Origin of the sequence: Novosphingobium mangrovi, assembly GCF_022818885.1 — a bacterium.
Lineage (GTDB): Bacteria > Pseudomonadota > Alphaproteobacteria > Sphingomonadales > Sphingomonadaceae > Novosphingobium > Novosphingobium mangrovi.
In genome coordinates this window covers 1-22,736 of the sequence record NZ_JALHAT010000002.1, presented here as the reverse complement: position 1 = coordinate 22,736, position 22,736 = coordinate 1, and the positions used below count along the sequence as shown (strand labels likewise).

General features: G+C 66.7%; 20 protein-coding genes. 6 read left to right on the top strand and 14 right to left on the bottom strand.

All coding sequences use genetic code 11. From position 1 onward, the window contains the following. The first annotated feature begins 16 nt into the window (after window positions 1-16). Window positions 17-1,645 (top strand): long-chain-fatty-acid--CoA ligase, encoded by a 1,629-nt coding sequence (locus tag MTR65_RS01330; RefSeq protein WP_243796511.1) that lies wholly within the window; start codon window positions 17-19, stop codon window positions 1,643-1,645. A 26-nt stretch (window positions 1,646-1,671) separates the two neighbouring features. On the opposite strand, the gene MTR65_RS01325 is transcribed toward MTR65_RS01330, so the two are convergent. Together MTR65_RS01325 and MTR65_RS01320 are read right to left on the bottom strand one after the other, a co-directional pair. Continuing rightward, entirely contained in the window at window positions 1,672-2,454 is a 783-nt protein-coding gene (locus MTR65_RS01325) for an SDR family NAD(P)-dependent oxidoreductase (RefSeq protein ID WP_243796508.1), read from the bottom strand. A 13-nt stretch (window positions 2,455-2,467) separates the two neighbouring features. Further along, window positions 2,468-3,643 (bottom strand): acetyl-CoA C-acetyltransferase, encoded by a 1,176-nt coding sequence (locus tag MTR65_RS01320; RefSeq protein ID WP_243796506.1) that lies wholly within the window; start codon window positions 3,641-3,643, stop codon window positions 2,468-2,470. Window positions 3,644-3,853: 210 nt separating this feature from the next. Between MTR65_RS01320 and MTR65_RS01315 the strand changes: the two genes are divergently transcribed. Continuing rightward, window positions 3,854-4,744: a crotonase/enoyl-CoA hydratase family protein gene (locus tag MTR65_RS01315; protein WP_243796697.1), complete on the top strand. Its 891-nt coding sequence runs from the start codon at window positions 3,854-3,856 to the stop codon at window positions 4,742-4,744. 16 nt (window positions 4,745-4,760) lie between these two features. On the opposite strand, the gene MTR65_RS01310 is transcribed toward MTR65_RS01315, so the two are convergent. Both MTR65_RS01310 and MTR65_RS01305 read right to left on the bottom strand, forming a co-directional pair. Continuing rightward, window positions 4,761-5,918, bottom strand: a complete 1,158-nt coding sequence (locus MTR65_RS01310; protein WP_243796502.1) for an acyl-CoA dehydrogenase family protein — start codon at window positions 5,916-5,918, stop codon at window positions 4,761-4,763. Window positions 5,919-5,932: 14 nt separating this feature from the next. Then, window positions 5,933-8,044 carry a 3-hydroxyacyl-CoA dehydrogenase NAD-binding domain-containing protein gene (locus MTR65_RS01305; protein ID WP_243796499.1) on the bottom strand — a complete coding sequence of 704 codons (2,112 nt, stop codon included), beginning with the start codon at window positions 8,042-8,044 and terminating at the stop codon, window positions 5,933-5,935. 84 nt (window positions 8,045-8,128) lie between these two features. Here MTR65_RS01305 and MTR65_RS01300 point away from each other — a divergent pair, with 84 nt between their 5' ends. Together MTR65_RS01300 and MTR65_RS01295 are read left to right on the top strand one after the other, a co-directional pair. Beyond that, window positions 8,129-9,130 (top strand): NAD(P)H-dependent flavin oxidoreductase, encoded by a 1,002-nt coding sequence (locus tag MTR65_RS01300; RefSeq protein ID WP_327194306.1) that lies wholly within the window; start codon window positions 8,129-8,131, stop codon window positions 9,128-9,130. Window positions 9,131-9,132: 2 nt separating this feature from the next. Continuing rightward, window positions 9,133-10,365: an acyl-CoA dehydrogenase family protein gene (locus tag MTR65_RS01295; RefSeq protein ID WP_243796498.1), complete on the top strand. Its 1,233-nt coding sequence runs from the start codon at window positions 9,133-9,135 to the stop codon at window positions 10,363-10,365. Between the two features lie 18 nt (window positions 10,366-10,383). Here MTR65_RS01295 and MTR65_RS01290 read toward each other — a convergent pair whose 3' ends face one another. Continuing rightward, window positions 10,384-11,520: an acyl-CoA dehydrogenase family protein gene (locus tag MTR65_RS01290; protein ID WP_243796497.1), complete on the bottom strand. Its 1,137-nt coding sequence runs from the start codon at window positions 11,518-11,520 to the stop codon at window positions 10,384-10,386. 98 nt (window positions 11,521-11,618) lie between these two features. Between MTR65_RS01290 and MTR65_RS01285 the strand changes: the two genes are divergently transcribed. Beyond that, a complete protein-coding gene (locus MTR65_RS01285; protein ID WP_243796496.1) occupies window positions 11,619-12,383 on the top strand; it encodes an SDR family NAD(P)-dependent oxidoreductase in 765 nt (254 codons plus the stop codon). Between the two features lie 4 nt (window positions 12,384-12,387). Here MTR65_RS01285 and MTR65_RS01280 read toward each other — a convergent pair whose 3' ends face one another. From MTR65_RS01280 to MTR65_RS01240, 9 genes are all read right to left on the bottom strand, one after another. Next, on the bottom strand, window positions 12,388-14,019 hold the full coding sequence (locus MTR65_RS01280) for a family 43 glycosylhydrolase (RefSeq protein ID WP_243796495.1): 1,632 nt from the start codon (window positions 14,017-14,019) through the stop codon (window positions 12,388-12,390). Between the two features lie 37 nt (window positions 14,020-14,056). Then, window positions 14,057-15,604, bottom strand: a complete 1,548-nt coding sequence (locus tag MTR65_RS01275) for a GH39 family glycosyl hydrolase (protein ID WP_243796493.1) — start codon at window positions 15,602-15,604, stop codon at window positions 14,057-14,059. Between the two features lie 159 nt (window positions 15,605-15,763). After that, a complete protein-coding gene (locus MTR65_RS01270) occupies window positions 15,764-17,173 on the bottom strand; it encodes an MFS transporter (RefSeq protein ID WP_243796490.1) in 1,410 nt (469 codons plus the stop codon). A gap of 8 nt (window positions 17,174-17,181) precedes the next feature. Continuing rightward, window positions 17,182-17,931: a carboxymuconolactone decarboxylase family protein gene (locus MTR65_RS01265; protein WP_243796488.1), complete on the bottom strand. Its 750-nt coding sequence runs from the start codon at window positions 17,929-17,931 to the stop codon at window positions 17,182-17,184. A gap of 122 nt (window positions 17,932-18,053) precedes the next feature. Continuing rightward, window positions 18,054-18,287 (bottom strand): tautomerase family protein, encoded by a 234-nt coding sequence (locus MTR65_RS01260; RefSeq protein ID WP_243796486.1) that lies wholly within the window; start codon window positions 18,285-18,287, stop codon window positions 18,054-18,056. 37 nt (window positions 18,288-18,324) lie between these two features. Continuing rightward, window positions 18,325-19,089, bottom strand: coding sequence for an SDR family NAD(P)-dependent oxidoreductase (locus MTR65_RS01255; RefSeq protein ID WP_243796485.1), 765 nt, complete (start codon window positions 19,087-19,089; stop codon window positions 18,325-18,327). Between the two features lie 48 nt (window positions 19,090-19,137). Further along, window positions 19,138-20,187: an NAD(P)-dependent alcohol dehydrogenase gene (locus tag MTR65_RS01250; RefSeq protein WP_243796484.1), complete on the bottom strand. Its 1,050-nt coding sequence runs from the start codon at window positions 20,185-20,187 to the stop codon at window positions 19,138-19,140. A 133-nt stretch (window positions 20,188-20,320) separates the two neighbouring features. Next, a complete protein-coding gene (locus tag MTR65_RS01245) occupies window positions 20,321-21,232 on the bottom strand; it encodes a LysR family transcriptional regulator (RefSeq protein ID WP_243796483.1) in 912 nt (303 codons plus the stop codon). A gap of 105 nt (window positions 21,233-21,337) precedes the next feature. Beyond that, on the bottom strand, window positions 21,338-21,838 hold the full coding sequence (locus tag MTR65_RS01240) for a (R)-mandelonitrile lyase (protein ID WP_243796482.1): 501 nt from the start codon (window positions 21,836-21,838) through the stop codon (window positions 21,338-21,340). A 244-nt stretch (window positions 21,839-22,082) separates the two neighbouring features. Between MTR65_RS01240 and MTR65_RS01235 the strand changes: the two genes are divergently transcribed. Then, window positions 22,083-22,529 carry a (R)-mandelonitrile lyase gene (locus MTR65_RS01235; RefSeq protein ID WP_226633412.1) on the top strand — a complete coding sequence of 149 codons (447 nt, stop codon included), beginning with the start codon at window positions 22,083-22,085 and terminating at the stop codon, window positions 22,527-22,529. Window positions 22,530-22,736: the final 207 nt, after the last annotated feature.

Here is a 22,736-nt window from a genome sequence, read left to right as displayed (position 1 = left end):
GGACAGGGGAACGACGATGGGAGACGTCCGAACTCACCGAAGCGGTGTACCTGCCGGAAAGGCGCAGGCCATCGACTTCGAGCGCATGCCGCGGCTGGGAGACATTCCGGCCTATTTCGCGCAGGATCGCCCCGAGAGGGCGGCCATGCGCTTCGGCACGCGGACCACGTCCTGGTGCGAGCTGGACCGACGCGCGACCGAGGTCGCCCATGCGCTGGCGGCTGAGGGCGTGAAGCCCGGGGACAGGGTGGCCTTCATCGGCAAGGGCAGTGATCGTTTCTTCGAACTCCTGTTCGGGGCCGCACGCCTTGGCGCTGTCGTGGTGCCGCTGCAATGGCGTTTGGCCGTTCCCGAAGCCGAAGCGATCCTGGCGCATTGCGCGCCGCGCCTGCTGTTCCTCGAGGCAGACCAGTTTGCCCATCTCGGCAGCTTCGCAGCCTATGGTGGGCCCGACGGCTGCATCGCGATGGGACCGGGAAGTTCGTGCCGCCTGTTCGACGACTGGCACGGGCACGCGCGGCCCACCGGAGCCTTGCCCGAGGTCGATCCGGCCAGCGCAGCGCTCCAGCTCTACACCTCGGGCACGACCGGCGAACCCAAGGGCGTGGTGCTCAGTCATGCCAATATCCTCTCCGGGCGGCGCGATGCGATGCGTGCCGGGATGCGTTGGAACGAATGGGATGAGGGGGACGTCAACCTCGTCGCGCTGCCGCTCGGCCACATCGGCGGGGTGGGCTGGGCGATCGTCGGCTTCTTCAATGGCGCGACAACCCTCATCCACGCCGAGTTCATGCCCGATGCCTTCATCGCGGCGCTGGCCGGAGAGAGCGTAAGCAAGACCTTCCTGGTGCCCACCGCGATCCAGATCTTGTTGACCCGACCCGGTATCCGCGAGCGAACCTTTCCGCAGCTGCGCACGATGCTCTACGGGGCCAGTCCCATCGCGCTCGATCTCCTGCGCGAGGCGACCGAGGTCTTCGCCTGCGAGTTCGTGCAGCAATACGGCATGACCGAGACCTGCGGGACCGTGGTCTACCTGCCGCCTGAAGACCATGACCCGGCGGGGAACGAGCGGATGCGCGCGGCGGGCCTGCCGATGCCGGGCGTGGAGCTGCGTATTGTCGATCCCTCCACGCGCGGCGCGCTCGGCGTGCGCGAGGTGGGCGAAGTGGAAACCCGCTCCGTCGCCAACATGCTGGGATACTGGCATGCGGCGGACAAGACGGCGCAGGTTCTCGATGCCGAGGGCTGGCTCAAGACCGGCGATGCCGGCTATCTCGACGAGGACGGCTATCTCTATATCTGCGACCGCTTCAAGGACATGATCTGCACCGGGGCCGAGAACGTCTACCCGGCCGAGGTCGAGAACGCGATCTACGGTCACCCCGCGATTGCCGAGGTGGCCGTGATTGGCGTACCCGACGCACGGTGGGGCGAGGCGGTCAAGGCGGTCGTGGTGCTGAAGCCGGGGGCAGAGGCGCAGGAAACCGATATCCTTGCCTTCGCGCGCATACGGATTGGTGGGCACAAGGTCCCCAAGTCGGTCGACTTCGTGGAGGGCCTGCCGCGCACGCCTTCGGGCAAGGTGATGCGCCGCAAGCTACGCGATCCCTATTGGGAAGGGTGCGAACGCGGCGTCAACTGACGCGGCGTTCGCGCAGTTTTTCGGCTTCAGCGTGGCGGCATGCGGATAGCGCCATCGAGCCGCACGGCCGCCGCGTTGAAGTAGGTCGTCTCCACCATGCACAGTGCGAGCGCCGCGAATTCGGCCGGGTCGCCGAGGCGCCTGGGGAAGGGGACGGAGGCCGCGAGCGCGTCCAGCACCTGGGCGGGCGCAGCGTTCATCAGCGGCGTATCGAACAGGCCGGGCAGGATCGAATTGACCCGTATTCCCTCGCCCATGAGGTCGCGGGCAATCGGCAGGGTCATGCCGACGATTCCCGCCTTGGAAGCCGAATAGGCGGCCTGACCGACCTGGCCATCCTCGGCCGCGGCCGACGCCGTGTTGATGATCACCCCGCGCTCACCTTCCTCCATCGGATCGAGCGTGAGCATCCCTGCGGCGCTCATGGCGATGCAGGCAAAGTTGCCCACGAGGTTGATCGCGAGGGTCTTCTGGAAGATGTCGAGCGGGAAGTGGCTGATCGACCCGTCCTTGCGCGAGCGGGAGGCGGTCTTGAATGCGCTGCCCGTGCCCGCGCAGTTGATGAGGATCCGCTCCTGACCGTGGGCGGCCCGCGCGGCCGCGAAGCCTGCGGCGATCTCCTCCTCGCGCGTCACGTCGACCCGGCAGAACGTGCCGCCAAGTTCGCGGGCCAGAGCCTCGCCCTTGTCGCCCTGGAGGTCGAAGATGGCGACCTTCGCGCCGCGCGCGGCCAGAGCACGCGCGCTTGCTTCGCCAAGGCCCGAAGCGCCGCCGGTGATGACGGCGCTTGTTGTCGTATCGATCTTCATGGGGTTCTCCTCTTCAGAGGCGCTCGATGATGGTGACGTTGGCGATGCCCCCGCCTTCGCACATGGTCTGGAGGCCATAGCGCTTGCCATGGGTGCCCAGCGCGTGGACGAGCGTTGCCATCAGCTTCGTTCCGCTCGCCCCAAGCGGGTGGCCAAGCGCGATTGCCCCGCCATGGACATTGAGCTTTGCGGGATCGGCGCCGGTATGGCGCAGCCAGGCGAGCGGGACCGAGGCGAAGGCCTCGTTCACTTCAAAAAGGTCAATGTCCGCAAGTTTGAGTCCGGCCCTTTCGAGTGCACGGTCGGTCGCAAACAGTGGCTCCTCGAGCATGATCACCGGGTCGCCCGCAGTGACCGTCAGGCTGTGGATGCGCGCAAGAGGGGTAAGGCCGAAGGTCTTGAGCGCGCGTTCCGAGACGATGAGAGCGGCCGAGGCGCCGTCGCAGATCTGGCTGGCATTGGCCGCGCTGATGACGCCGTCGGGGGCGAGCAGTTTGACCGACTGGATCGATTCGAGCGTGGCGTCGAGGCGGATGCCTTCGTCATGCTGGTGGAGTTCGGGGCCTTCGGGCGTGTCGATGGGAAGGGGGACGATCTCGGCCTCGAAGTGCCCGGCCTTCGTGGCGGCAATGGCCTTGCGATGGCTTTCGAGCGCGAAGGCATCGAGGTCGTCCCTGGAGAACCCGTGCTTGCGGGCCATCGCCTCGGCGCCGCTGAACTGGCTGAAGACGATGCCGGGGTAGCGCTCCTCCTGGTGGGGCGACTTGGGTATGCCCAGGCCCGCTTCGGCAAAGAGCGACATCGTCGCGCCCATGGGGACGCGCGTCATCGATTCGACCCCGGCGGCGATGACCACGTCCTGCGTACCCGAAAGCACGGCCTGCGCGGCGAAGTGGAGGGCCTGCTGGCTGCTGCCGCACTGGCGGTCGATGGTGACGGCGGGCACCGATTCGGGCAGCGAAGAGGCCAGTACCGCGTTGCGCCCGACGTGCATCGACTGCTCGCCCCCTTGCGTCACGCAGCCCATGATGACGTCCTCGATCCCCTTTGGATCCATGCCGGTTCGTTCGACCAGCGCATCGAGTGTGGCCCCGGCCATGTCGGCGGGATGCCAGTCGGCGAGCTTTCCTTTGCGGCGTCCTCCGGCGGTGCGCACCGCGTCGACGATATAGGCGGTTTCAGCAGGCATTGTTCCCCTCTCCCGGATAGTCTTGGCCGGTTCCGATCCGGCGCGGTGATATCGTACCATCGAATTTAATTAATTGAACAATGAATTTTGGAGGGGTAGCGTCGGCGTTAGACCCGATGGGAGGCGTTTCGGTCACTTTCCGGCCTGCCAAACGGCATTCGGAGTCGCTGAATTGACACGAGGAGAGGGAGTGCCATGGCAAGCACGGCAATGGCTTACGAGCAGATCGATCTTGCGGTTCACGACCGGGTGGCGACGATCACCTTGAACCGCCCGGACAAACTCAACGCCTATACGATCCGGATGATGGAGGAGCTGATCCACGCCTTCGACCGGGTCGACAGCGACGACGAGATCGGCGCGGTGATCGTCACCGGTTCGGGGGAGCGCGCTTTCTGTGCGGGGGCGGACCTGGAAATGGGCACCAAGGCATTCGAAGGCGCGGGCAGTGCCGATTCGCCGGTCCGCGCGGACGGTTCGATCGACTATGCCTCCGAGGCCGCGCGCGACTACGGCGGACGGCTGACGCTGCGCATGTTCGAATGCCTGAAACCCGTAATCGGCGCGGTGAACGGGGCCGCCGTCGGGATCGGGGCGACAATGCTCTTGCCCATGGACGTGCGCCTCGCCTGCGAGGAGGCGCGTATCGGCTTCGTCTTTGCACGCCGGGGAATCGTGCCCGAGGCGGCCTCGTCCTGGTTTCTGCCGCGCATCGTCGGGATTTCGGCTGCGCTTGACTGGACGATGAGCGGGCGGCTGGTCCCGGCCGCCGAAGCCCTGGGGGCCGGGCTGCTGAGCGAAGTCGTCCCGCGCGAGAGTCTGCTGGAGCGGGCGCAGGCGCGCGCACGGTCCTATATCGAGGCGAGCGCGCCGGTCTCCGTGGCGCTCACAAGGCAGATGATGTGGCGGGGGCTGGGCATGGCGCATCCGATGGAGGCGCACCGCATCGACAGCCGCGGGGTTCTCGCCCGCGGGCGCAGCGGCGATGCCCATGAGGGTGTCGGGGCCTTTCTGGAAAAGCGTCCTGCGCAGTTTCCCGATCGGGTCTCGCAGGACATGCCCGACTTTTTCCCGTGGTGGGAGGATCCGCGCTACACCTGAACAGGTGATCGGACGCTCAGAGCGCGCGGCCGATCACCTCCTTCATGATCTCGCTCGTACCCCCGTAGATGCGCGAGACCCGCGCGTCACGCCAGAGACGGGCGATCGCGTACTCGTTCATGTAGCCCGCCCCCCCGTGGAGTTGCAGCGCGCGGTCGCATACGCGGTTCTGGAGTTCGGAGTGGAAGAGCTTGGCTGCGGCGGCTTCTTCCACGGTCAGTTCGCCCGCCACGTGGCGGGCAATCGCCCAGTCCAGGTGGGCCCAGCCTACCTGGAGCTCGCTTGCCATTTCGGCAAGGGTAAAGCGGGTGGCCTGAAAGTCGAGGATGGCCTTGCCGAAGGCCTTGCGCTCGCGGGTGAAGGACAGCGCCTCGTCGAAGGCGCGCTGGGCGCTCGCCTGCGCGCCCACGGCAATGGTCAGGCGCTCCTGGGGAAGTTGCTGGACAAGGTAGGCAAAGCCGCGCCCTTCCTGGCCGATGACATTAGTGGCCGGAACCCGCACGCCTTCGAAGAACAGTTCTGAGGTGTCGGCGGAATGCTGGCCGATCTTGTCGAGATTGCGCCCGCGCGCAAAACCAGGTCGGTCCGCCTCGACCAGCACCAGCGAGAGGCCCTTGGCGCCAAGCGTCGGGTCGGTCTTGGCCACCAGGATGACGAGGTCGGCGTGCTGGCCGTTGGTGATGTAGGTCTTGGCGCCATCGACGACCAATTCGTCGCCCTCACGCCGCGCGCTGGTGCGGATCGCCTGGAGGTCGGAGCCCGTTCCCGGCTCGGTCATGGCGATAGCGACCACCGCCTCCCCGGAGATCATCCGGGGAAGCCATGTCGCCTTCTGCTCGGGGGAGCCGTAGTGCGCAATGTAGTCCGCTGTGACATCCGACTGGAGCACGATTCCCGCCGAGGAGCCTGCATAGGCCAGCTCTTCCCCGATTACGGCGTTGGCCCGGAAGTCGAGGCCGAGCCCGCCATGCTCTTCGGGGATGCCCGGGCACAGCAGGCCCGCCTCGCCGCACTGCGTCCAGAAGGCGCGGTCGATGATTCCTTGCTCCTCCCACCGGTCGAGGTGGGGAAGAAGGTGGCTGGCGAAGAACTTGCGGACCTGATCGCGCAGGAGTTCATGCTCGCTTTCAAAGATCGTGCGGCGGCTGGTGTCGAGCCGGGATATCTCTGCCATCTTGCGTCTCTCCCTCAGGCCGTGGCGGGCCAGGTGTGGAGCGCGGCCCCGTCATCGGCCAAGCGCCGCAGGAGCGGGGCGGGCGTCTCTCCGATGGCTTCGAGCCTCGCGATGATCTTTTCGAGCCCCACGGTGTCGGCCCAGAACATCGGCCCGCCGGTGACAGGCGGCCAGCCGTAGCCCATGACCAGGGCTACATCGATGTCCGAGGCGCGCAGTGCGATGCCTTCCTCCAGAATGCGTGCGCCTTCGTTGACAACAGGCAGCAGCAGGCGCTCGACGATCTCTTCCCCAGAGAACAGGCGCGGCTGCGTTTCGGCGCGGAATTGGAACTCGCGCACGAGCGCTTCGGTGACAGGCGAAGGGCTGGGGCGGCGCGTCGCGTCATAGTCGTAGAACCCGGCCTGACGTTTCTGGCCCCAACGGCCGGTCTCGCACAGCACCTGCGTGACCGTGGAGGAGGTGCTGGTTGCCGGATCCCATCCGATCACGTCGAGCCCGACCAGGTCGAGCATGGCGAATGGTCCCATCGCAAAACCATAGGCGACCATCGCCTTGTCGACCTCCCAGGGGAGGGGGCCTTCCAGGATCAGCGCCTGCGCCGCGTCCATGCGCGGGGTCATCATGCGATTTGCGATAAAGCCATCGCAAACGCCCGAAAGCACGGGGATCTTGGCAATCGTGCGGGCGAGGCCCATCGCTGTCGCGACGACGTCCGGGCGCGTCGCCGAGCCGCGCACTACCTCCAATAGACGCATGACATTGGCGGGAGAAAAGAAGTGGAGGCCGATGACGTCACCGGGCCGTGAAGTCGCCGCGGCTATCGCGTTGATGTCCAGAAAGCTGGTGTTGGTGGCCAGGATGGCGCCGGGCCGGGCAATGCCATCGAGCCGGGCGAAAATCTCCTGCTTGAGCGTCATCTTCTCGAACACGGCCTCGATAATGAGGTCTGCCTCGCAAAGATCGGCCATGTCGAGGCTGGGGTGCAGCCGTTCCGTGCAGGCATCGAGCGTCGCGGGCGTGAGCTTGCCCTTCTTCAGCGATATTTCGTAGTTGCGCCGGATCGCGGCGACGCCCCGTTCGAGCGCGGCGTCTTCCTGTTCGACCAGCGTGACGGGGATCCCGGCGCTGAGGAAATTCATGGCGATGCCGCTTCCCATCGTGCCTGCACCGATCACTCCGACCTTCGCAATCGGCCGCTTGGGCGTGCCGGTGGGGAGATCGGGAACCCGCGCGGTCTGGCGCTCGGCGAAGAACAGGTAGCGCAGCGCGGCCGATTGGCGGCTGGCAAAAAGCTCCTGGAAGAGTTCGGCCTCGCGGCGCATGCCCGCCTCGAAGGGGAGCGTGACTGCCGCTTCGACGGCGCGCACGATGTTCTCCGGCGCCTGGTAGCCCTTGAAGGCGCGGGCGTTGTCGGCGCGGAAGCGGGCAAAGAGTTCGGCATCGTGCGGGAGCGACAGGCCTTCGCTCCGTTCGCGCACGGGGACGGGCGGCGCACCGCTGAGCACCGCGTTCCGGGCAAAGGCGATGGCGCCTTCGAGCAGGTCCCCCTCGACGATGGTGTCGATCAGGCCGATCTCGTGGGCCGGGGCGGCCGCGACCGGCTTGCCCAGGACCATCATTTCCAGGGCTGTCTGCGCTCCCACGATCCGGGGGAGGCGCTGCGTGCCGCCCGCTCCCGGAAGAAGCCCGAGCGCGACCTCGGGCAGGCCGACCTTCGCCGACGGCGTGGCAACGCGATAGTGGCAGCACAGCGCCGTCTCGAGCCCACCGCCCAGCGCGGTCCCGTGGATCGCGGCGACGGTCGGCTTGGGGCAAGCGTCGATGCGGGCGAGGACGTCGAGAAGGTCCGGGGCGTCGGGATCGGGGGCATCGAACTCACGGATGTCCGCGCCCGCGATGAAGGTGCGCCCGGCGCAGGCCAGCACAACGGCGTGCGCCTCCGAATCATCCGCCGCCCTGGCAAAGGCGTCCATCAGTCCTCGCCGCACAGCACCACCCAGGGCGTTCACCGGGGGCGAGTCGATCGTGATGACCGCAACAGTGCCGACACGCGCGTACGTGGTGACGTCGTTGATGCTTTGTGCGCTCTCACGCACGGCGTCCAAGGTCTGTCCGCTGGCCATCCTGCAACTCCCCTCTTGAATTAATTGGTTGAATAAATAACAGTGGTGCGAGATTTGACAAGAGCCGTTGGGAGGGCACTGGGCATGTTGCAGACACGCTTCACACGGGAATTCGGCATCGCGCATCCGGTCGTGCAGGGCGGCATGATGTGGGTGGGAGTGGCCGAACTCGTTGCCGCCGTTGCCAATTCCGGGGCCCTGGGGTTCCTGACAGCGCTGACCCAGCCTACGCCCGAGGCGCTCGCGAAGGAGATCGCGCGGACGCGTTCGATGACCGACAGGCCCTTCGGGGTGAACCTCACGATCCTGCCTTCGATCACGCCGCCGCCTTATGCCGAGTACCGCGCGGCGATCATCGAGTCGGGCGTTCGCATCGTCGAGACAGCGGGCTTTCGGCCCGAGGAACACGTCGCGCATTTCAAGGCCAACGGGGTCAAGGTGATCCACAAGTGCACCGCGGTGCGACATGCGTTGTCCGCCCAGCGGATGGGCGTTGATGCCGTCTCCATCGATGGCTTCGAATGTGCCGGGCATCCAGGCGAGGACGATATTCCGGGCCTCATCCTGATTCCGGCGGCGGCCGACCGGCTTTCGGTGCCGATCCTGGCCAGCGGCGGTTTTGGCGATGGACGCGGGCTTGTCGCGGCCCTGGCGCTCGGCGCAGATGGCATCAACATGGGCACGCGCTTTTGCGCGACGCGCGAGGCGCCGATCCATGACAATTTCAAGCAGGCGCTTGTCGCCAACGACGAGCGCGCGACCAAACTCATCTTCCGCAGCTACCGCAATACGGCCCGGGTCGCGCGTAACGCGATTTCGCAGGAGGTCGTGGAGGCGGAAGGACAGGGCCGTCCCTTTGAAGACATCGCGCACCTCGTAAAGGGGGCACGCGGACGCGAGGGGCTGGAGAGCGGCGACCTGGACCGGGGCATCTGGACGGCGGGGCTCGTCCAGGGGCTCATTCATGACGTGCCAAGCGTGGCCGAACTGGTGCAGCGTATCGTGGGCGATGCCGAGGATCTGATCGGGCAGCGCCTCGCCGCGATGGTACAGAGTGCGCCAGCTCCGGTTGCGGGGGTGTCCTGAGCATGAATCTGGAATGGAGCGCTCAGGAAGAGGCTTTTCGCAAGGAGGTGCGCAGCTTCCTGGCCGACAATCTCGATGAGGATCTGATCGCGGCGGGGCGGCTGGCAACGAGTGTCTACCCCGATCACGAAGCCAGTATGCGCTGGCAGAAGATCCTGCATGCCAAGGGCTGGGCAGCGCCGCACTGGCCGGTCGAACACGGCGGGCAGGACTGGAGCGCGGCGCAGCGCTACATCTTCGAGAGCGAGCGCATCGCGGCCGGAGCCCCTTCGCTCTCGCCCATGGGCATTCATATGGTCGCCCACGTTCTGGTGCGGTTCGGGACGCAGGCGCAGAAGGCCTGGTTCCTGCCCCGCATCCTCTCGGGCGAGGTCTTCTTCTGCCAGGGCTATAGCGAGCCGGGAGCAGGCTCGGACCTCGCCTCGCTGCAGATGGCCGCGCGGGCCGACGGGGATGCCTTCGTGCTCAACGGATCGAAGATCTGGACGACCCATGCGGCCGAGGCCAACTGGATGTTCGCGCTCGTGCGCACCGCGCGTGAGGATCGCCCGCAGAAGGGCATCACCTTCCTCCTGCTGGAGATGGACAGTCCCGGTATCGAGGTGCACCCCATGCTCATGGCCTCGGGCGAGGAAGTGCAGTCGCAGGTCTTCTTCTCCGACGTGCGCGTTCCGGCCGACCAGGTGCTGGGCACGGTCGGGGAGGGGTGGTCGGTGGCCAAGTACCTCCTCGAATTCGAGCGTGGGGGAAGCGCCTACGCGCCCGACCTGGAGGCTCGTGCCGCCCGGCTGGCACGGTTTGCAGCCGAGGAGGCGGGGGGCGACGGGCGCTCCTTGATCGAAGATCCGCATTTTGCCGGGCGGCTTGCCGCCTTGCGCGCGCGTATCCGCGTTCTGGGAACGATGGAACTGCGCCTGCTCTCGGGCGCGCAGGAGGGCGCGAGCGTGGGGGCGCTGTCCTCAATGATGAAGGTTCTGGGAACCGAGACCGCGCAGGCGCTCACGCAGCTGACGCTCGAGGCCGCGGGGCCCCGGGCGCTGGCCTATCAGCCCCATGCCGTGCGCCCGGGCGGGCCGACGCCGCTCCATGCGGTGCCGGAGGATGGCTACGTGGGCGGTGAGGCGTGGCAGGCGCTGGCGCCGCTGCGCTATTTCAACGAGCGTGCGGCCTCGATCTATGCCGGCTCCAACGAGATCCAGCGCAACATCCTGGCGCGGGCCGTGGTCGGCCTGTGAGCGAGGAGGGGCGTCGGCCTAGGCGGCGGCCTTCAAGGTCCGGGCGTAGGCCGACACCGCGTGGTCGTGCGAGCCCAGCTGCTGGATGAGAGCCGTGGCGCGGCGGAAGTAGTGGCTGACAGCCAGTTCGTCGGTCAGGCCCATCGCGCCGTGCAGTTGCACCGCGTTCTCACCGACGAAGCGCAGCGCCTCATGGGTCACGATCGTTGCGGCCTCGATTGCGGCGCGGCGTTCTGCGGGAGGCGCGGTCAGGCTCAGCGTGGCGAGGTGGCTTGCCGACTGCGCCATTTCCACCTGCATCAGCATGTCGACGATGCGGTGTTGCAGCGCCTGGAAGCGGGCGAGGGGCTGGCCGAACTGGTGGCGCTGGCGGGTATATTCGACGGTGTCCTCGTACATGCGGCGCGCGATCCCGGCGCCCTGTGCGAGAAGACCGGCGCGCAGGTCTCCATCGGCCTGCTCCAGAGCCGGAGCCGCTGCGTCGCGTGCGCCAAGGAGGCTCGTGTTCGGCACCAGGACGCCTGCAAGCGTGACATCGCACGCGGTGCGCTCGTCGATCATCCGCACGGGGGCCAAGTCCAGGCCGGGCGCGTCGATGGGCACGCAGAAGAGCGATATTCCGGCCGCATCGCGCACCGCACCTGACGTTCGGGCGGTGACAAGAAGGTGGGACGCATCCTGCGCGCCAATGGCGAGCGCCTTGTCGCCGTGGAGGCGCCAGCTCTGGCTCTCGGCGGTGGCGGTTGTCGCGACATGGTGCAGGCCGTTGCGGGCCTGAGGCTCCCAGTGCGCGAGCGCCGGGCGCGCCTGTCCGGAAACGAGGTCTGCAAGAAGCTGGAGGCTGGCAGGTGTGGCGATGGCTTCGAGCAGGCGGCCACACAGGATCACGGTTTCGCTCCATGGTGCACAGACGAGCGCCTCGCCCAGCACCTCCTGCACGATCATCGCCTCGACGGGTCCTCCGCCAAAGCCCCCGAGCTCTTCCGCGAAGGGGGCGCCGGTAAGGCCCATTTCGGCAAGTCCGTCCCACAGCGCGCGGGCGCATACGGGATCGCGCAGGGTGTGGCCACGCGCTTCGAAATCGTGCTGGTCCAGGAGGTAGCGCCGCAGCGTGTCCTTCAGGATGGACTGTTCCTCTGTCAGCTCGAAATCCATGGCGCATCCTTCCTGTCGTGTTGACAGCGCGCACCTTGCATATGATTATTTAATCAAGCAAGTAATAATGATTTTGGCGGCGAGCAGGGAGAGTGGCGATGGCATCCGAATGCGGCATGGAAGGGCGTACGCTTCTGGTCACGGGGGCATCCTCCGGGCTCGGTGCGCATGTCGCGCGCAAGGCCGCGCGGCGCGGGGCGAAGGTTGCGCTGCTGGCCCGTCGCAAAGAGGCGCTTGCGCGCGTGGTGGCCGAGATCGTTGAGGAGGGAGGCGTCGCGCTTGCGGTGGTCGGAGACGTCGCGCGCGAAGAGGACCTTGTCGCGGCCTTCGACCGGATCGAGGCGCACTTCGGCTCTGTCAATTCGGTGCTGGTCAACGCGGGGATGAACTGGAGCGGCAAGGCGCTGGACCTGCGCGTCGCGGATTTCGATGCCGTCTTTGCCGTCAATGTGCGCGGCGCCTTTCTGACGGCGCGCGAAGCCGCCCGGCGCATGGTCGCGGCGGGCAGCGCGCAGGACGGGCGGATCGTCCTGGTCTCCTCCATCACCGCGCAGACGCAGGGGAGCGGTCTTGTCGCCTACAGCGCCTCGAAGGCGGCGGTGAGCCATCTCGGTCGGTTACTGGCCAACGAATGGGTGCGCACCGGCCCCAACGTGAACGTGATCTCACCGGGCTACTTTGCCTCGGAACTCGCCGGAGACTGGTTCGAGACCGAGGCGGGCCAGCGGCAGGTGGCGGCGATGCCGCGTCGACGCCTCATGGACGAGGACGCGCTCGACGCGGCATTGCTCCACCTGCTTTCAGCCGAGAGCCGCTGTATCACCGGCGCCGACATCCGGATCGACGACGGGCAGACCTTGTGAGAGGTCAGGTCTGGATCACCTTGTTGGTGGGGGCGGTGATGCCTTTGTAGGTGAAGTTGCGGAGGCGCACCGCACCTTCACCCGCCGCGTAGATACCGATGCGCAGGGCGAGGAAACCGCCGAAGACATTGTGATGCATGCCCGAGACTTCCATGCGCGTGCCGTGGCGCTGCCAAGTCGCTCCGTCATCGGTGGAATAGTGCCAGGTGATCACGTTCTCGACGTTGGTGAGGCGGAGCCGCAGCGTGCGCGTGGACAGGGGAATGGCCGCCCATTCCAGCTCCTGCGAATACTCGAAGAGCTTGAGCGCTTCGGCGGTGAACCCCAGACCCGCAAAGGCCTTGTCGTTGTAGAACAGGATAAGGCCCGCTTCGGCGGCCGGATCGAGGAGGTCGAGCGAGATTTCGGCCTCGTAGCTGCGGTCCGGGACGGTGCAGGTGAGCGGGCTGGAATCGGCAGGCGAAGTCCCGCGCGCCGCGATCTCGAGACTGGAGCCGCGATAGTTGGCGCGTGTCCCGTCCTCGGCCTTGGGAGCGTGGAAGGACCACTGCGTGCCCATGCGGTTGGCCGTAAAGTCATCCGACAGCGCCGGGGCTGAAGCCGAACGCGTCCCTCCGGCAGGGATCGGGAGTGGGAGCGAGAGATCGCCGCCAATGGCCTCGAACCAGCCATCTTGGGTCCAGCGTATCGGCTCGAGCAAGGTCTGGCGGCCCAGCGTGTACATCGCGTTCTCGTAGCCGTGATAGACCATCCACCAGTCGCCCGAGGGGCCTTCGACGAGCGTAGCATGGCCGCGCGACCACCACGGTTCGTTGACGCTGGTGGTGCGCACGATAGGGTTGTGTGGGCAGTGCTCCCAGGGCCCGTGGACCGAGCGCGAGCGCGCGGTGATGACCATGTGGCCGGTCACGGGACCCGCCGTCCCGCCCACGGCGGTGACGATGTAGAACCACTCGCCCCGGCGCAGGAGCTTCGGGCCTTCGGGGGCGAAGTTCTCGGTCACCCACTCGTCGGGGAAGCGCCAGGGATCGTAGGCGGGCTCGACCTCGCCGTCTGTGGCCAGGCCATCGTCGGTGAGGCGTACCTTGCGGATGCCGTTGACGAAGAGATAGCGCTTGCCGTCCTCGCCCACGATGTGGCCCGGATCAATGCAGCCCGGGATATTGAGGTCGACCGGCTCGCTCCAGGGCCCTTCAATCTTGTCCGCCCAGATCGCGTAGATGCCCCAGGGCTTCCCCGCGGGTGCAGCGGGAATGTAGATGTAGAAGCGCCCGTCGTGCTTGCAGATGTCGACCGCCCAGACGGTGCCGATGTTGGTGTGCAGCGCCGGGCCGACAGGGGCCCAGTTCACAAGATCGGTCGAGCGCCAGATGACGAGCCCGGGATAGGAATCGAAGGAGGAGAACGTCATGTAGTAGACGTCTCCGTCCTTCAGGATCGAGGGATCGGGGTGATCGCCCGCTACGATGGGGTTGCGGAAGTAGCCGTTGCCAAGATCGGCCTTGCGCTGGCCGTTCGCGCCCGTGCTCCAGCCCTCGGGCATCTGCGCGAGGCTCTTGGCGGCGAGCGGTGCGGCGGATGCGGCCACGGCGCTGGCGGCGGTGCCCTTGAACAGGCTGCGGCGGGAAAGGGTCACGAGAGGGTCTCCGAAAGAGGCAGGCGCACGCGGCGCATCAGTTGGTAGCGGGCGCGAGCGTGACAAGGGTCACGTCGTTGCGGCGCATGGGAAGCGAAAGGTCAAGCGTGCCATCCTGCGCCACGCTGACGACGCGGTCGCTTTCGGGCCGGTCGGCGGTTTCGGCCTGCATCTGCGCCATCTGGTCGGCATCGAGGGTCTCGGGCATGCCCATGTCGATGTAGAGCGAGAGCGGGTCATTGCGGCGATAGCCGGTGCGGTGAACCTGGAGGTGGTAGGTGCCCGGGCGCAGGTGGTCGAAATGCAGCTCGACCGGGCGGCTTTTCGCGGTCGGTACCAGGCGGGTGAAGAAGGGCTTGTTGCTGACCTTCTGTTCGGGTTGCTGCCAGTCCCAGATCACGGCGGCCACATTCTGTCCGTCGCGCGCAACGAAGCTCTGCGTGTCCTTGACCGCAATGGCGTCGCCCCGAAGGGCATTCAGGTACTTGTAGGTGAACCAGGCGGGCTTGCGGATGCCGTCCTTGTTCATCAGGCCAAAACCGCCGTGGAAGGGGGTGGGCGGCGGGCCTGGTTCCTCGAAGAGGTCGGTGTAGGCCCAGTAGCTCATGCCCTGAACCGCGCCTTGCGTGCCCTTGAGGCGCGAGAGGATGTAGGGGGCCGAGATGTAGCTGTCGTGCACGAAGTCGCGCGGGGTGTAGCTCGTGCTCCATTCGGTGAAGAAGAGCGGGATGCCGGGGTAGGCCGAGGCCTCGATCTGCGCGCGCACGTCGAGCACATCGGAAATGACCGCATCGGGCTTTTCCGTAAGCTTGGTGTCCTGTTTGCCCTCCTCATCGAGGAAGCCGCCTTCCACGCCGTAGCTGTGAGTGGCGATGAAGTCGACCGGAAGGCCGTTGGTGTGGGCATAGGACAGGAATTCCGGGACCCAGGCCGCGCCCGCTGTCGCGGGACCGCCGACGCGCAGGGCCGGGTCGATGGCCTTGATGGTGCGCGCGGTGTCGGCGTAGAGGCCGAAGTAGGCGTCGCGGTCGGCGTTCTCCCAGAAGCCGTCGAGGTTGGGCTCGTTCCACAGCTCGAAATACCAGCGGCGCACTTCGGCCGCGCCGTAGCGATCGCGCAGGTGCGTGACGAAGGCGTGGACCAGATCGCGCCACTTGTCGGGCTGGGGATGCGAGGTGTTGCCCTTCCAGTAGAACAGCTGGAGATCGGAGGTGCGCATCACCGCGGGCGTCCAGCCCAGTTCGATGAAGGGGCGGATGTTCTTGGCCAGCAGCGCATCGTAGAGCCGGTCGATCCCGGTCCAGTCGTAGACGATCTGCCCGTCGACCTCCTGCACCGTGCCCAGCGTATCGTGGAAGATGTCGTGGAAGCGGATGTAGCGAAAACCCAGTTCATCAGAGACGGTCTGGAGTTGGGCCTGGCTGTCGGGGCGGATGAGCGTTCCGGGAAAATCCGAGCCGACCGACTGCGTGGCGAACCGGTCCATCGGGCCCGTGGTCTTTGCAGCGTCAATGGTGATGTGGCGCACGGCGCTGTCGGGCGCGGCGCTGGCCGCCAGAGACGTTCCGCCCAGAACAAGGGCCATGCCCGCTGATATCGCGCTTTTCACTACCCGCTCCCATGTCTTCTTGTCGGGCTACTGTTAGCGCAATCATTTTATGGTGCAAGCCTCTTCCCGCACAGAACGGGATCGCCGCGTTGATAGCGTTCTCGTCAGAAAGGTCTGGCGCCGTGGGGTGGGATGTCAGCTAGGCTCGGGCGCCGCGCGACGCGGGCGAAGGGTGACGAGGCACAGGACCGCACCAAGGACGGAAAGTCCGGCCGAAACGATGGCGGCCTGGCGCCAACCGGCAAGGATATCGCCGCCCGGCGCATTCGCGATCATCAACGCGACAAGGGTAAGGCCGGTCGCCGAGCCGAGGTAGCGCGCGGTGTTGTTCGCGCCGCTGCCGATGGCCGCATCGCGCGGCGGGACGCTGGCGATGGCCTGCTGGCCGAGCGCGGCGTTGAGGTAGCCGTTGGCCGCGCCGGCGAGCAGCATGCCGGGGATGAAGCCGATGACGCCGCCCATCTCGTCGGCAAAGCCGGTCGCAAACTGGCCGATCCCGCAGGCCAGAAGCCCGGCGACGATGACGCGGGGAGGGGTGGCGCTTTCGGGGAGGTAGCGCGCGCCCATGGCGGTCACCGAACTGGTCGCGGACCAGGCCATGAGGACAAGCGCGCCGATCACCGGCGAGAGGCCGTAAGCGCGCTCGAGCACGGTGGCACTTACCGACATCAGGCCCAGCACGCCCGCGCCCGAGAAATAGGCGCCAAGGGTTGCTCCGATGAAGTCGGGGCGGCGGAACAGGTCGAGATCGAGCATGGGGGCGGCGCGGCGCTTCTCGATCAGGACGAAGGCGGTGAGAAGGAGCAGGCCCAAAGCAATCAGGCCGAGAACTAGCGTGCCGGAATTGGCGCCGCGTGCCTGCGTCATCGCGGCAAGCAGGGAGGCGATGCCTCCGCCGAGGGTGATGGTGCCGCCAAGGTCGAGCGGGCGCGGCGTTCCGGCATGGGATTCGCGAAGGACACGGTGCGCCGCCGCACCGAGGGTGAGCGAGATGATGCCCTCGACGAGATAGACCGTGGCCCAGCCACCCAGGACTTCGAGCGCGGCGGCAAGCAGGGGGCCTGCCGCTACGCCCGCGCCCAGCGCCATCGCCCATATGCCGGTGGCGTGGCGGCGGCGGGTGGGATCGGGGAAGCTCTGGGCCAGGAGGCCGAGCCCGGCGGCCATGATCCCTGAACCACCCATGCCCTGCGCCACGCGCAGGAGGATGAGCGGGATGGGGCCGCTCGCCAGGCCTCCTGCGGCGAGCGTTGCGCCCATGATGGCCAGGCCCGCGACGAACACGCGCTTGCGCCCATAATCGTCGGCGAGCGCACCGCCGGGAAGGAGGCCGATGGCGCAGCCCAGCGGCATGGCGCTCAGGATCCAGGCCTGCGCGCCCGCACCTGCGCCGAGCGCCTCGGAAGTTGCGGCGAGCGTTGTGAGGGGCAGTGTGAAAACGACCAGCACCAGCGCCGTTGCGAGCGAGACGATGGTGAGCGCCTGCGTGGCTTCACGCTGCGTGGCCGCGTCCCGGTGTGCGTCGGGGGTACTGGTGCCGGTCATTCAGGCGATCAGTTGCCGTTGCCAAGCTTGCCGAGCGCGGTCGCGCCCGAGAAGGCCTTGGGCCAACCGGCGTAGAAGGCCAGGTGGCCCATGGCTGCGCCGAGTTCCGCCTTGGTGAGACCGTTCTCGATCCCGCGCTGGAGGTGGAAGCCGAGCTGGTCGGCATCGCCGCTGGCGGTCAGCGCGACGATGGTGACGAGGCTGCGGTCACGCGCGGCCAGGTCCTGGCGCAGCCAGAGCTCGTTGAAGAGCACTTCGTTGGTCATTTCGCCGAGCGTCGGGGCGATCTGGCCTACGCCGTTGTTCACCGCGCTCTCGCGCTGGCCATCGTTGGCGGGCTTGTCGTTGAGCGGGGTCGTCGCGGGCTGGATGGCCGAGGCGTCGATGCCGCGCTCCTGGAACACCTCGTCGGCGATCTGGACGGCCGAGAAGGCGTTGGGCCAGCCCGAGTAGAAGGCGAGCTGGGTGATGAGGCCGCCGATCTCGGTGGGCGTCACGCCGTTGTCGAGCGCGCGTTCGAGGTGCGGGCGGATCTGCGCGCTCTTGCCGGTCGAGACGAGGACCGAGAGGGTCACCACGCTGCGGTCGCGCGGCGAGAGTTCTTCGCGCTTCCAGACATCGCCGAACAGGACGTTGTCGGTGTAGCGGGCAAGGGCGGGGGCGGCGCGCTGCATGTAGTCGGGGGCGACCGATTCGGCGGCCGAAGCGGCCCCGGGCATGGCGACGGCTGCGGCCGCGGCGAGGATGTGCTTGTTCATTGTCTTCTCCAGTATCGTATTGGAATGACGAGTGGCACCCCTCATGGCTCCCGTTTGCCGCCTTGAGGAAAATGCGACGGGACGATGAGATGCGTTCATCGTCCCGTCGGCGCTCGTCCGGATCAGGCCAGAGGGCCGTAGCCGGGGCGCTTGAACAGGGTCTTTTCCTTCGCCTGGATTTCCGGCGCGTAGACACTGTTCATCCATTTCGAAGGGGACACGTCCTCGATCCCGACCGAGACCGACTGCGCGCCATGGCCAAGAGTTTCGGCGATGAGGGCGGTGATGCGGTCGGCCAGTTCCTGCTTTTCGGCATCGCTATGGCCGGGGTACATCTTGATCGCGACGTGGGGCATGGGAAGTGTCCTCTTCTCGTCTTGTCGGTGGCCGGGATCAGCGGGCGACGTAGCCGCCGTCGACGGCGATCACGTGGCCGACCACGAAGCTGGCGCCGGGGCTCGAGAGCCACATGACGGCGTTTGCAACTTCCTCGGCGGTGCCCAGACGGTCGATCGGGACGTCGCGCATCATGCCATCGACAGCGTTCTCGCGCTCCATCATCTCGGCGACCATCGGGGTGTTGATGATGCCCGGCGCAACCGCGTTCACGCGGATGCCCTGTGCGGCGTATTCAAGTCCCGCCGTCTTGGTCAGGCCATGCACGCCGTGCTTGGCGGCGTGGTAGGTCGAACGGCCCGGAACGCCGACGAAGCCGCCGAGCGAGGAGTTGTTCACGATCGCGCCCGAGCCCTGCTTCTTCATCTGCGCCAGCTCGTACTTCATGGCGAGGAACACGCCGCGAAGGTTGATGCCGGTCATGTGGTCGAAGGCCTCGACCGACGTTTCGGCCAGATCGGCGACATCGCTCTGGATGCCAGCGTTGTTGAAGGCCATGTCGAGACGGCCGTAGGTTTCCACGGTCTTGGCTACAGCCGCCTCGACCTCGGTGGCCTCGAGAACATTGCAGGTGATGGGAAGGACGGTGAAGCCCTTGTCGGAAAGGCTCTTGGCCGCTTCGACGAGGACGTCGGCGCGGTTGTCGAGCATGGCGACCGAAGCGCCAGCCTTGGCGTAGGCCTCGGCGGCGGCAAGGCCCATGCCGGAAGCGGCGCCGGTGACGAGGGCAACCTGGCCGGAGAAATCATAGGTCGGGTTCATGGAAGATACTCCTGGAATGGGGGGAGCGAAAGGACGGCCCGGTTGGGCTCAGGCGTCCATCGTCGCGATGTCGATCACGAAGCGGTACTTCACGTCCGACCGCTTCATACGCTCGTAGGCCTCGTCGATGCCGTCAGCGCGGATCATCTCGATGTCCGCGGTGATCCCGTGCTCGGCGCAGAAGTCGAGCATTTCCTGGGTTTCGGGAATGCCGCCGATGAGCGAACCGGCAATCGAGCGGCGGCCCATGATGAGGTAGCCGATGTTGGGCGAGGGGTGCGGGCTGTCGGGCAGGCCGACGAGGGTCAGCGTGCCGTCGAGGGTGAGGAGACCCGTGTAATCGTCAAGCTTGTGCGGCGCGGCGACGGTGTCGAGGATGAAGTCGAAGCTGCCCGCGTGCGCGGACATCTCGCCGGGATTACGCGAGACGACGACCTCGTCGGCACCCAGCTTCAGCGCATCTTCGCGCTTGCTTTCCGAGGTCGTGAAAGCGACGACGTGCGCGCCCATCGCCTTCGCGAGTTTGACGGCGACATGGCCAAGACCGCCGATGCCGACAATGCCGACCTTCTTGCCCGGCCCTGCCTTCCAGTGGCGCAGCGGCGAATAGGTGGTGATCCCCGCGCACAGCAGCGGCGCCACGGCGGCGAGCTGTTCGGTGGGATGGGTGATCTTGAGCACGAACTTGTCGCTCACCACGATGTCCTGCGAATAGCCGCCAAGCGTGTGGCCCGGCGCTTCCTCGCAGTCCCCGTTGTAGGTAGGCGTCATGCCGTTTTCGCAGAACTGCTCGAGGCCCTGTTCGCATGGGCTGCAGTGCTGGCAGCTGTCGACCATGCAGCCAACGCCCACCACATCGCCCTCCTTGAAGGCGGAGACGTCGGCGCCCACAGCGGTGACGCGACCGACGATCTCGTGGCCGGGCACGCAGGGGAACAGCGTGCCGCCCCATTCGCCGCGCACGGTGTGCAGGTCCGAGTGGCACACGCCGCAGTAATCGATGGCGATCGCAACGTCGTTCGCGCCGGGTGCGCGGCGCGTGATGGTCATTTCCTCGAGCGGACGGTCGGCGGCGGTGGCGCCGTAAGCCTTGGTCATATCGGTGTCCTATGCTGGAAAGCGGTGGTTCGCTTCTCCAGTTAGGGCAGGGGAGGCTTCGCGATTAGCCGCCGCGTGTTCGATGGAGCGTTGAGCCATTTTCATCCATGGCCCGGGAACGCACCTGAAACGCCTAAAGGCCGAGCGGGGCCATCTCGCGGACGAGTTCGATCAGCAGGCGCAGTCCGGTGGGCACCTGGCGACGGCTGGGATAGTAGATCTGGAAGCCCGGGCCGGTGGTGGCCCATTCGTCCAGCACGGTTTGCAACTGGCCGCTGGCGATGAAGGGGGCGACAACGGGTTCGGGGCCGTACATCAGGCCGCCTCCGCCAATCGCAATGGAGACCATCGAGCGGCTTTCATCGACAGTGATCTGGCCGGGGACGGCAATGTCGAATTCCTCGCCGTCGCGGCCCATGAACTCCCAGCGGTAGATGCGGTCATCGCCCAGCCGTACGCCCAGACAGCGGTGCTCCTTCAGTTCCTCCGGGTCCTGCGGGGTGCCAAAGCGCTCAAGGTAGGCGGGAGCTGCGGCGACGATCCAGCGGATGTCGGGCGAGAGACGCTGGGCGATCATGTCCTCGGGCACAGTGCCGCCGTAGCGGATCCCGGCATCGAAGCCCGAGGCGACGACATCGACCATGCGGTTGGAGGCGACGATGTCGACCTCGACATCGGGGTAGCGCTCCATGAACACCGGGATCACCGGCGAGAGGAGCAGGGCGGCGGCATCGGCCGCGACGTTGAGGCGGATGCGGCCCGTGGGCGTATCGCGGAAGCGGTTGAGCGCGTCGCGCGCCTGATCGATCCGGGCAAAGGGATCGCTGATCGCCTCGCGCAGTTCCTCGCCGGCCGAGGTCAGCGTGACCGAGCGGTTGGTACGGTTGAGGAGCCGCACGCCAAGGCGTTCTTCCAGCCCCCGCAGCGAGTGGCTGAGGGCTGAAGGGCTGACGCCGATCTCAAGAGCGGCTTTCCGGAAACTGCCGTGGCGGGCAATCGCGAGGAAGTAGGAGAAATCGGCGATGTCGGTGCGACTTATGGACATGGGCCTCTAATGAGCCCTTGTTCGCGATACCGCAACCGGCCCGTGGGGAGGATCATGAAGACTCCCGCCTGTGGGGGCGGCTGCGGTTCGCGGACGCGATGGCCCTTAGTTCGCGGGGCCGGTGTACTGCGCGTCGGTCACGGGTTCCTGCCAGTTCACGCCCTTACCGTTCAGTGATTCAGTGATTGCGACGTGGGTCATGGTTTCGGCCGAGGTTGCGCCATGCCAGTGGCGGACATTGGGCTTAACGTAGACCATGTCGCCCGTGCAGATGCGCTGGGGGTCCTGGCCTTCGGCCTGGGTCCAGCCACAGCCGCCGGTGACGTAGAGGGTCTGGCCGGCCGGGTGGGTGTGCCAGTTGGAGCGTGCGCCGGGGGTGAAGGTGACAAGTGCGGTACCCGCCTGGCCGGGCGCAGTGGCCGAAGTCAGGCGGCGGATGTAGGCGGTGCCGGTGAAATAGTCGGCAGGGCCTTCCTGGGCCTCGGTCTCGTTCTGGTCGACCACGACCTGATCGGCCTCCTGGCCCTTGTCCTGCGCGCTGAGCGCAGAGGCGCTGCAGGCAAGGCCCGCTCCGGCAAGGGCGGCGGCGAGGGCGAATTTCGACATGGGGCAGTCTCCTGAAATGTGGTGCGTCGAGGGTGCGCGGTGGCCGGGCCTCCACCCGCAAAACGGGCGCGCCGGACCTTGCACGATGCCCCTCTAACGCAGCAGGTCCGGCTCGGGTCCATGAGTTCAACTCAACACTGTGTGTAGGCACGAGGCCATTGTCGAGCGGCGGGGCAGGGCGCACATGGGAGCCATTCCGGGATGGCGGGCGTTTCGCCTGCTATCGAATGCAGGAGCACATATCATGAGCGACACGAACGACCTCACCAAGCAGGACGCCGTCGTCCTTCGCAACGGCACCGCCGAAGCCATCAAGGGCCCCGAGCAGACCTTCACCGGCACCGTGCGCATCGACCGCATCTTCAATCCGCCCGAACCCGCCCGTGCCGGTTTCGCCATCGTCAACTTCGAGCCGGGCGCGCGCACCAACTGGCACACCCACCCGGCCGGACAGACCCTCTACGTCACGCAGGGCGTGGGCTGGCACAAGTGCGAAGGCGGTGAAAAGACCGAGATCCGCGCGGGCGACACCGTGTGGTGCAACTGCGGCAAGCGCCACTGGCACGGCGCGACCGACACCACCTACATGCAGCACATCGCCATCACCGAAGCCATCGACGGCAGCCCGGTGAACTGGATGGAAGCGGTCTCCGACGAGGAATACCTGTCAGGTCCGGTCAAGAAGGACTGATCCGGCAAGACCCCGTCTCTCGACAGCCCCTCGGGTCGCACCGGGGCTGAACGGCAGGGCGCGCACGAGGACCGCACAGGCCGGTGCGCGCCCGTCCCGACCAGAAAAGGAATTTCCCATGGCACTTGCCGACAACTACATTTTCGACCTCAGCGACAACGTCGTGCGCACGCCCGTCAGCTACCTGACGCGTTATGGCATCACGAT

What these genes read in the sequence shown, in the direction of transcription:
- MTR65_RS01265 (WP_243796488.1), bottom strand. Translation starts at nt 17,931, where the DNA reads ATGAACAAGCACATCCTCGCCGCGGCCGCAGCCGTCGCCATGCCCGGG.
- MTR65_RS01270 (WP_243796490.1), bottom strand. Translation starts at nt 17,173, where the DNA reads ATGACCGGCACCAGTACCCCCGACGCACACCGGGACGCGGCCACGCAG.
- MTR65_RS01300 (WP_327194306.1), top strand. Translation starts at nt 8,129, where the DNA reads ATGTTGCAGACACGCTTCACACGGGAATTCGGCATCGCGCATCCGGTC.
- MTR65_RS01285 (WP_243796496.1), top strand. Translation starts at nt 11,619, where the DNA reads ATGGCATCCGAATGCGGCATGGAAGGGCGTACGCTTCTGGTCACGGGG.
- MTR65_RS01330 (WP_243796511.1), top strand. Translation starts at nt 17, where the DNA reads ATGGGAGACGTCCGAACTCACCGAAGCGGTGTACCTGCCGGAAAGGCG.
- MTR65_RS01305 (WP_243796499.1), bottom strand. Translation starts at nt 8,044, where the DNA reads ATGGCCAGCGGACAGACCTTGGACGCCGTGCGTGAGAGCGCACAAAGC.
- MTR65_RS01315 (WP_243796697.1), top strand. Translation starts at nt 3,854, where the DNA reads ATGGCTTACGAGCAGATCGATCTTGCGGTTCACGACCGGGTGGCGACG.
- MTR65_RS01235 (WP_226633412.1), top strand. Translation starts at nt 22,083, where the DNA reads ATGAGCGACACGAACGACCTCACCAAGCAGGACGCCGTCGTCCTTCGC.
- MTR65_RS01250 (WP_243796484.1), bottom strand. Translation starts at nt 20,187, where the DNA reads ATGACCAAGGCTTACGGCGCCACCGCCGCCGACCGTCCGCTCGAGGAA.
- MTR65_RS01325 (WP_243796508.1), bottom strand. Translation starts at nt 2,454, where the DNA reads ATGAAGATCGATACGACAACAAGCGCCGTCATCACCGGCGGCGCTTCG.
- MTR65_RS01310 (WP_243796502.1), bottom strand. Translation starts at nt 5,918, where the DNA reads ATGGCAGAGATATCCCGGCTCGACACCAGCCGCCGCACGATCTTTGAA.
- MTR65_RS01260 (WP_243796486.1), bottom strand. Translation starts at nt 18,287, where the DNA reads ATGCCCCACGTCGCGATCAAGATGTACCCCGGCCATAGCGATGCCGAA.
- MTR65_RS01320 (WP_243796506.1), bottom strand. Translation starts at nt 3,643, where the DNA reads ATGCCTGCTGAAACCGCCTATATCGTCGACGCGGTGCGCACCGCCGGA.
- MTR65_RS01295 (WP_243796498.1), top strand. Translation starts at nt 9,133, where the DNA reads ATGAATCTGGAATGGAGCGCTCAGGAAGAGGCTTTTCGCAAGGAGGTG.
- MTR65_RS01275 (WP_243796493.1), bottom strand. Translation starts at nt 15,604, where the DNA reads ATGGCCCTTGTTCTGGGCGGAACGTCTCTGGCGGCCAGCGCCGCGCCC.
- MTR65_RS01245 (WP_243796483.1), bottom strand. Translation starts at nt 21,232, where the DNA reads ATGTCCATAAGTCGCACCGACATCGCCGATTTCTCCTACTTCCTCGCG.
- MTR65_RS01255 (WP_243796485.1), bottom strand. Translation starts at nt 19,089, where the DNA reads ATGAACCCGACCTATGATTTCTCCGGCCAGGTTGCCCTCGTCACCGGC.
- MTR65_RS01290 (WP_243796497.1), bottom strand. Translation starts at nt 11,520, where the DNA reads ATGGATTTCGAGCTGACAGAGGAACAGTCCATCCTGAAGGACACGCTG.
- MTR65_RS01240 (WP_243796482.1), bottom strand. Translation starts at nt 21,838, where the DNA reads ATGTCGAAATTCGCCCTCGCCGCCGCCCTTGCCGGAGCGGGCCTTGCC.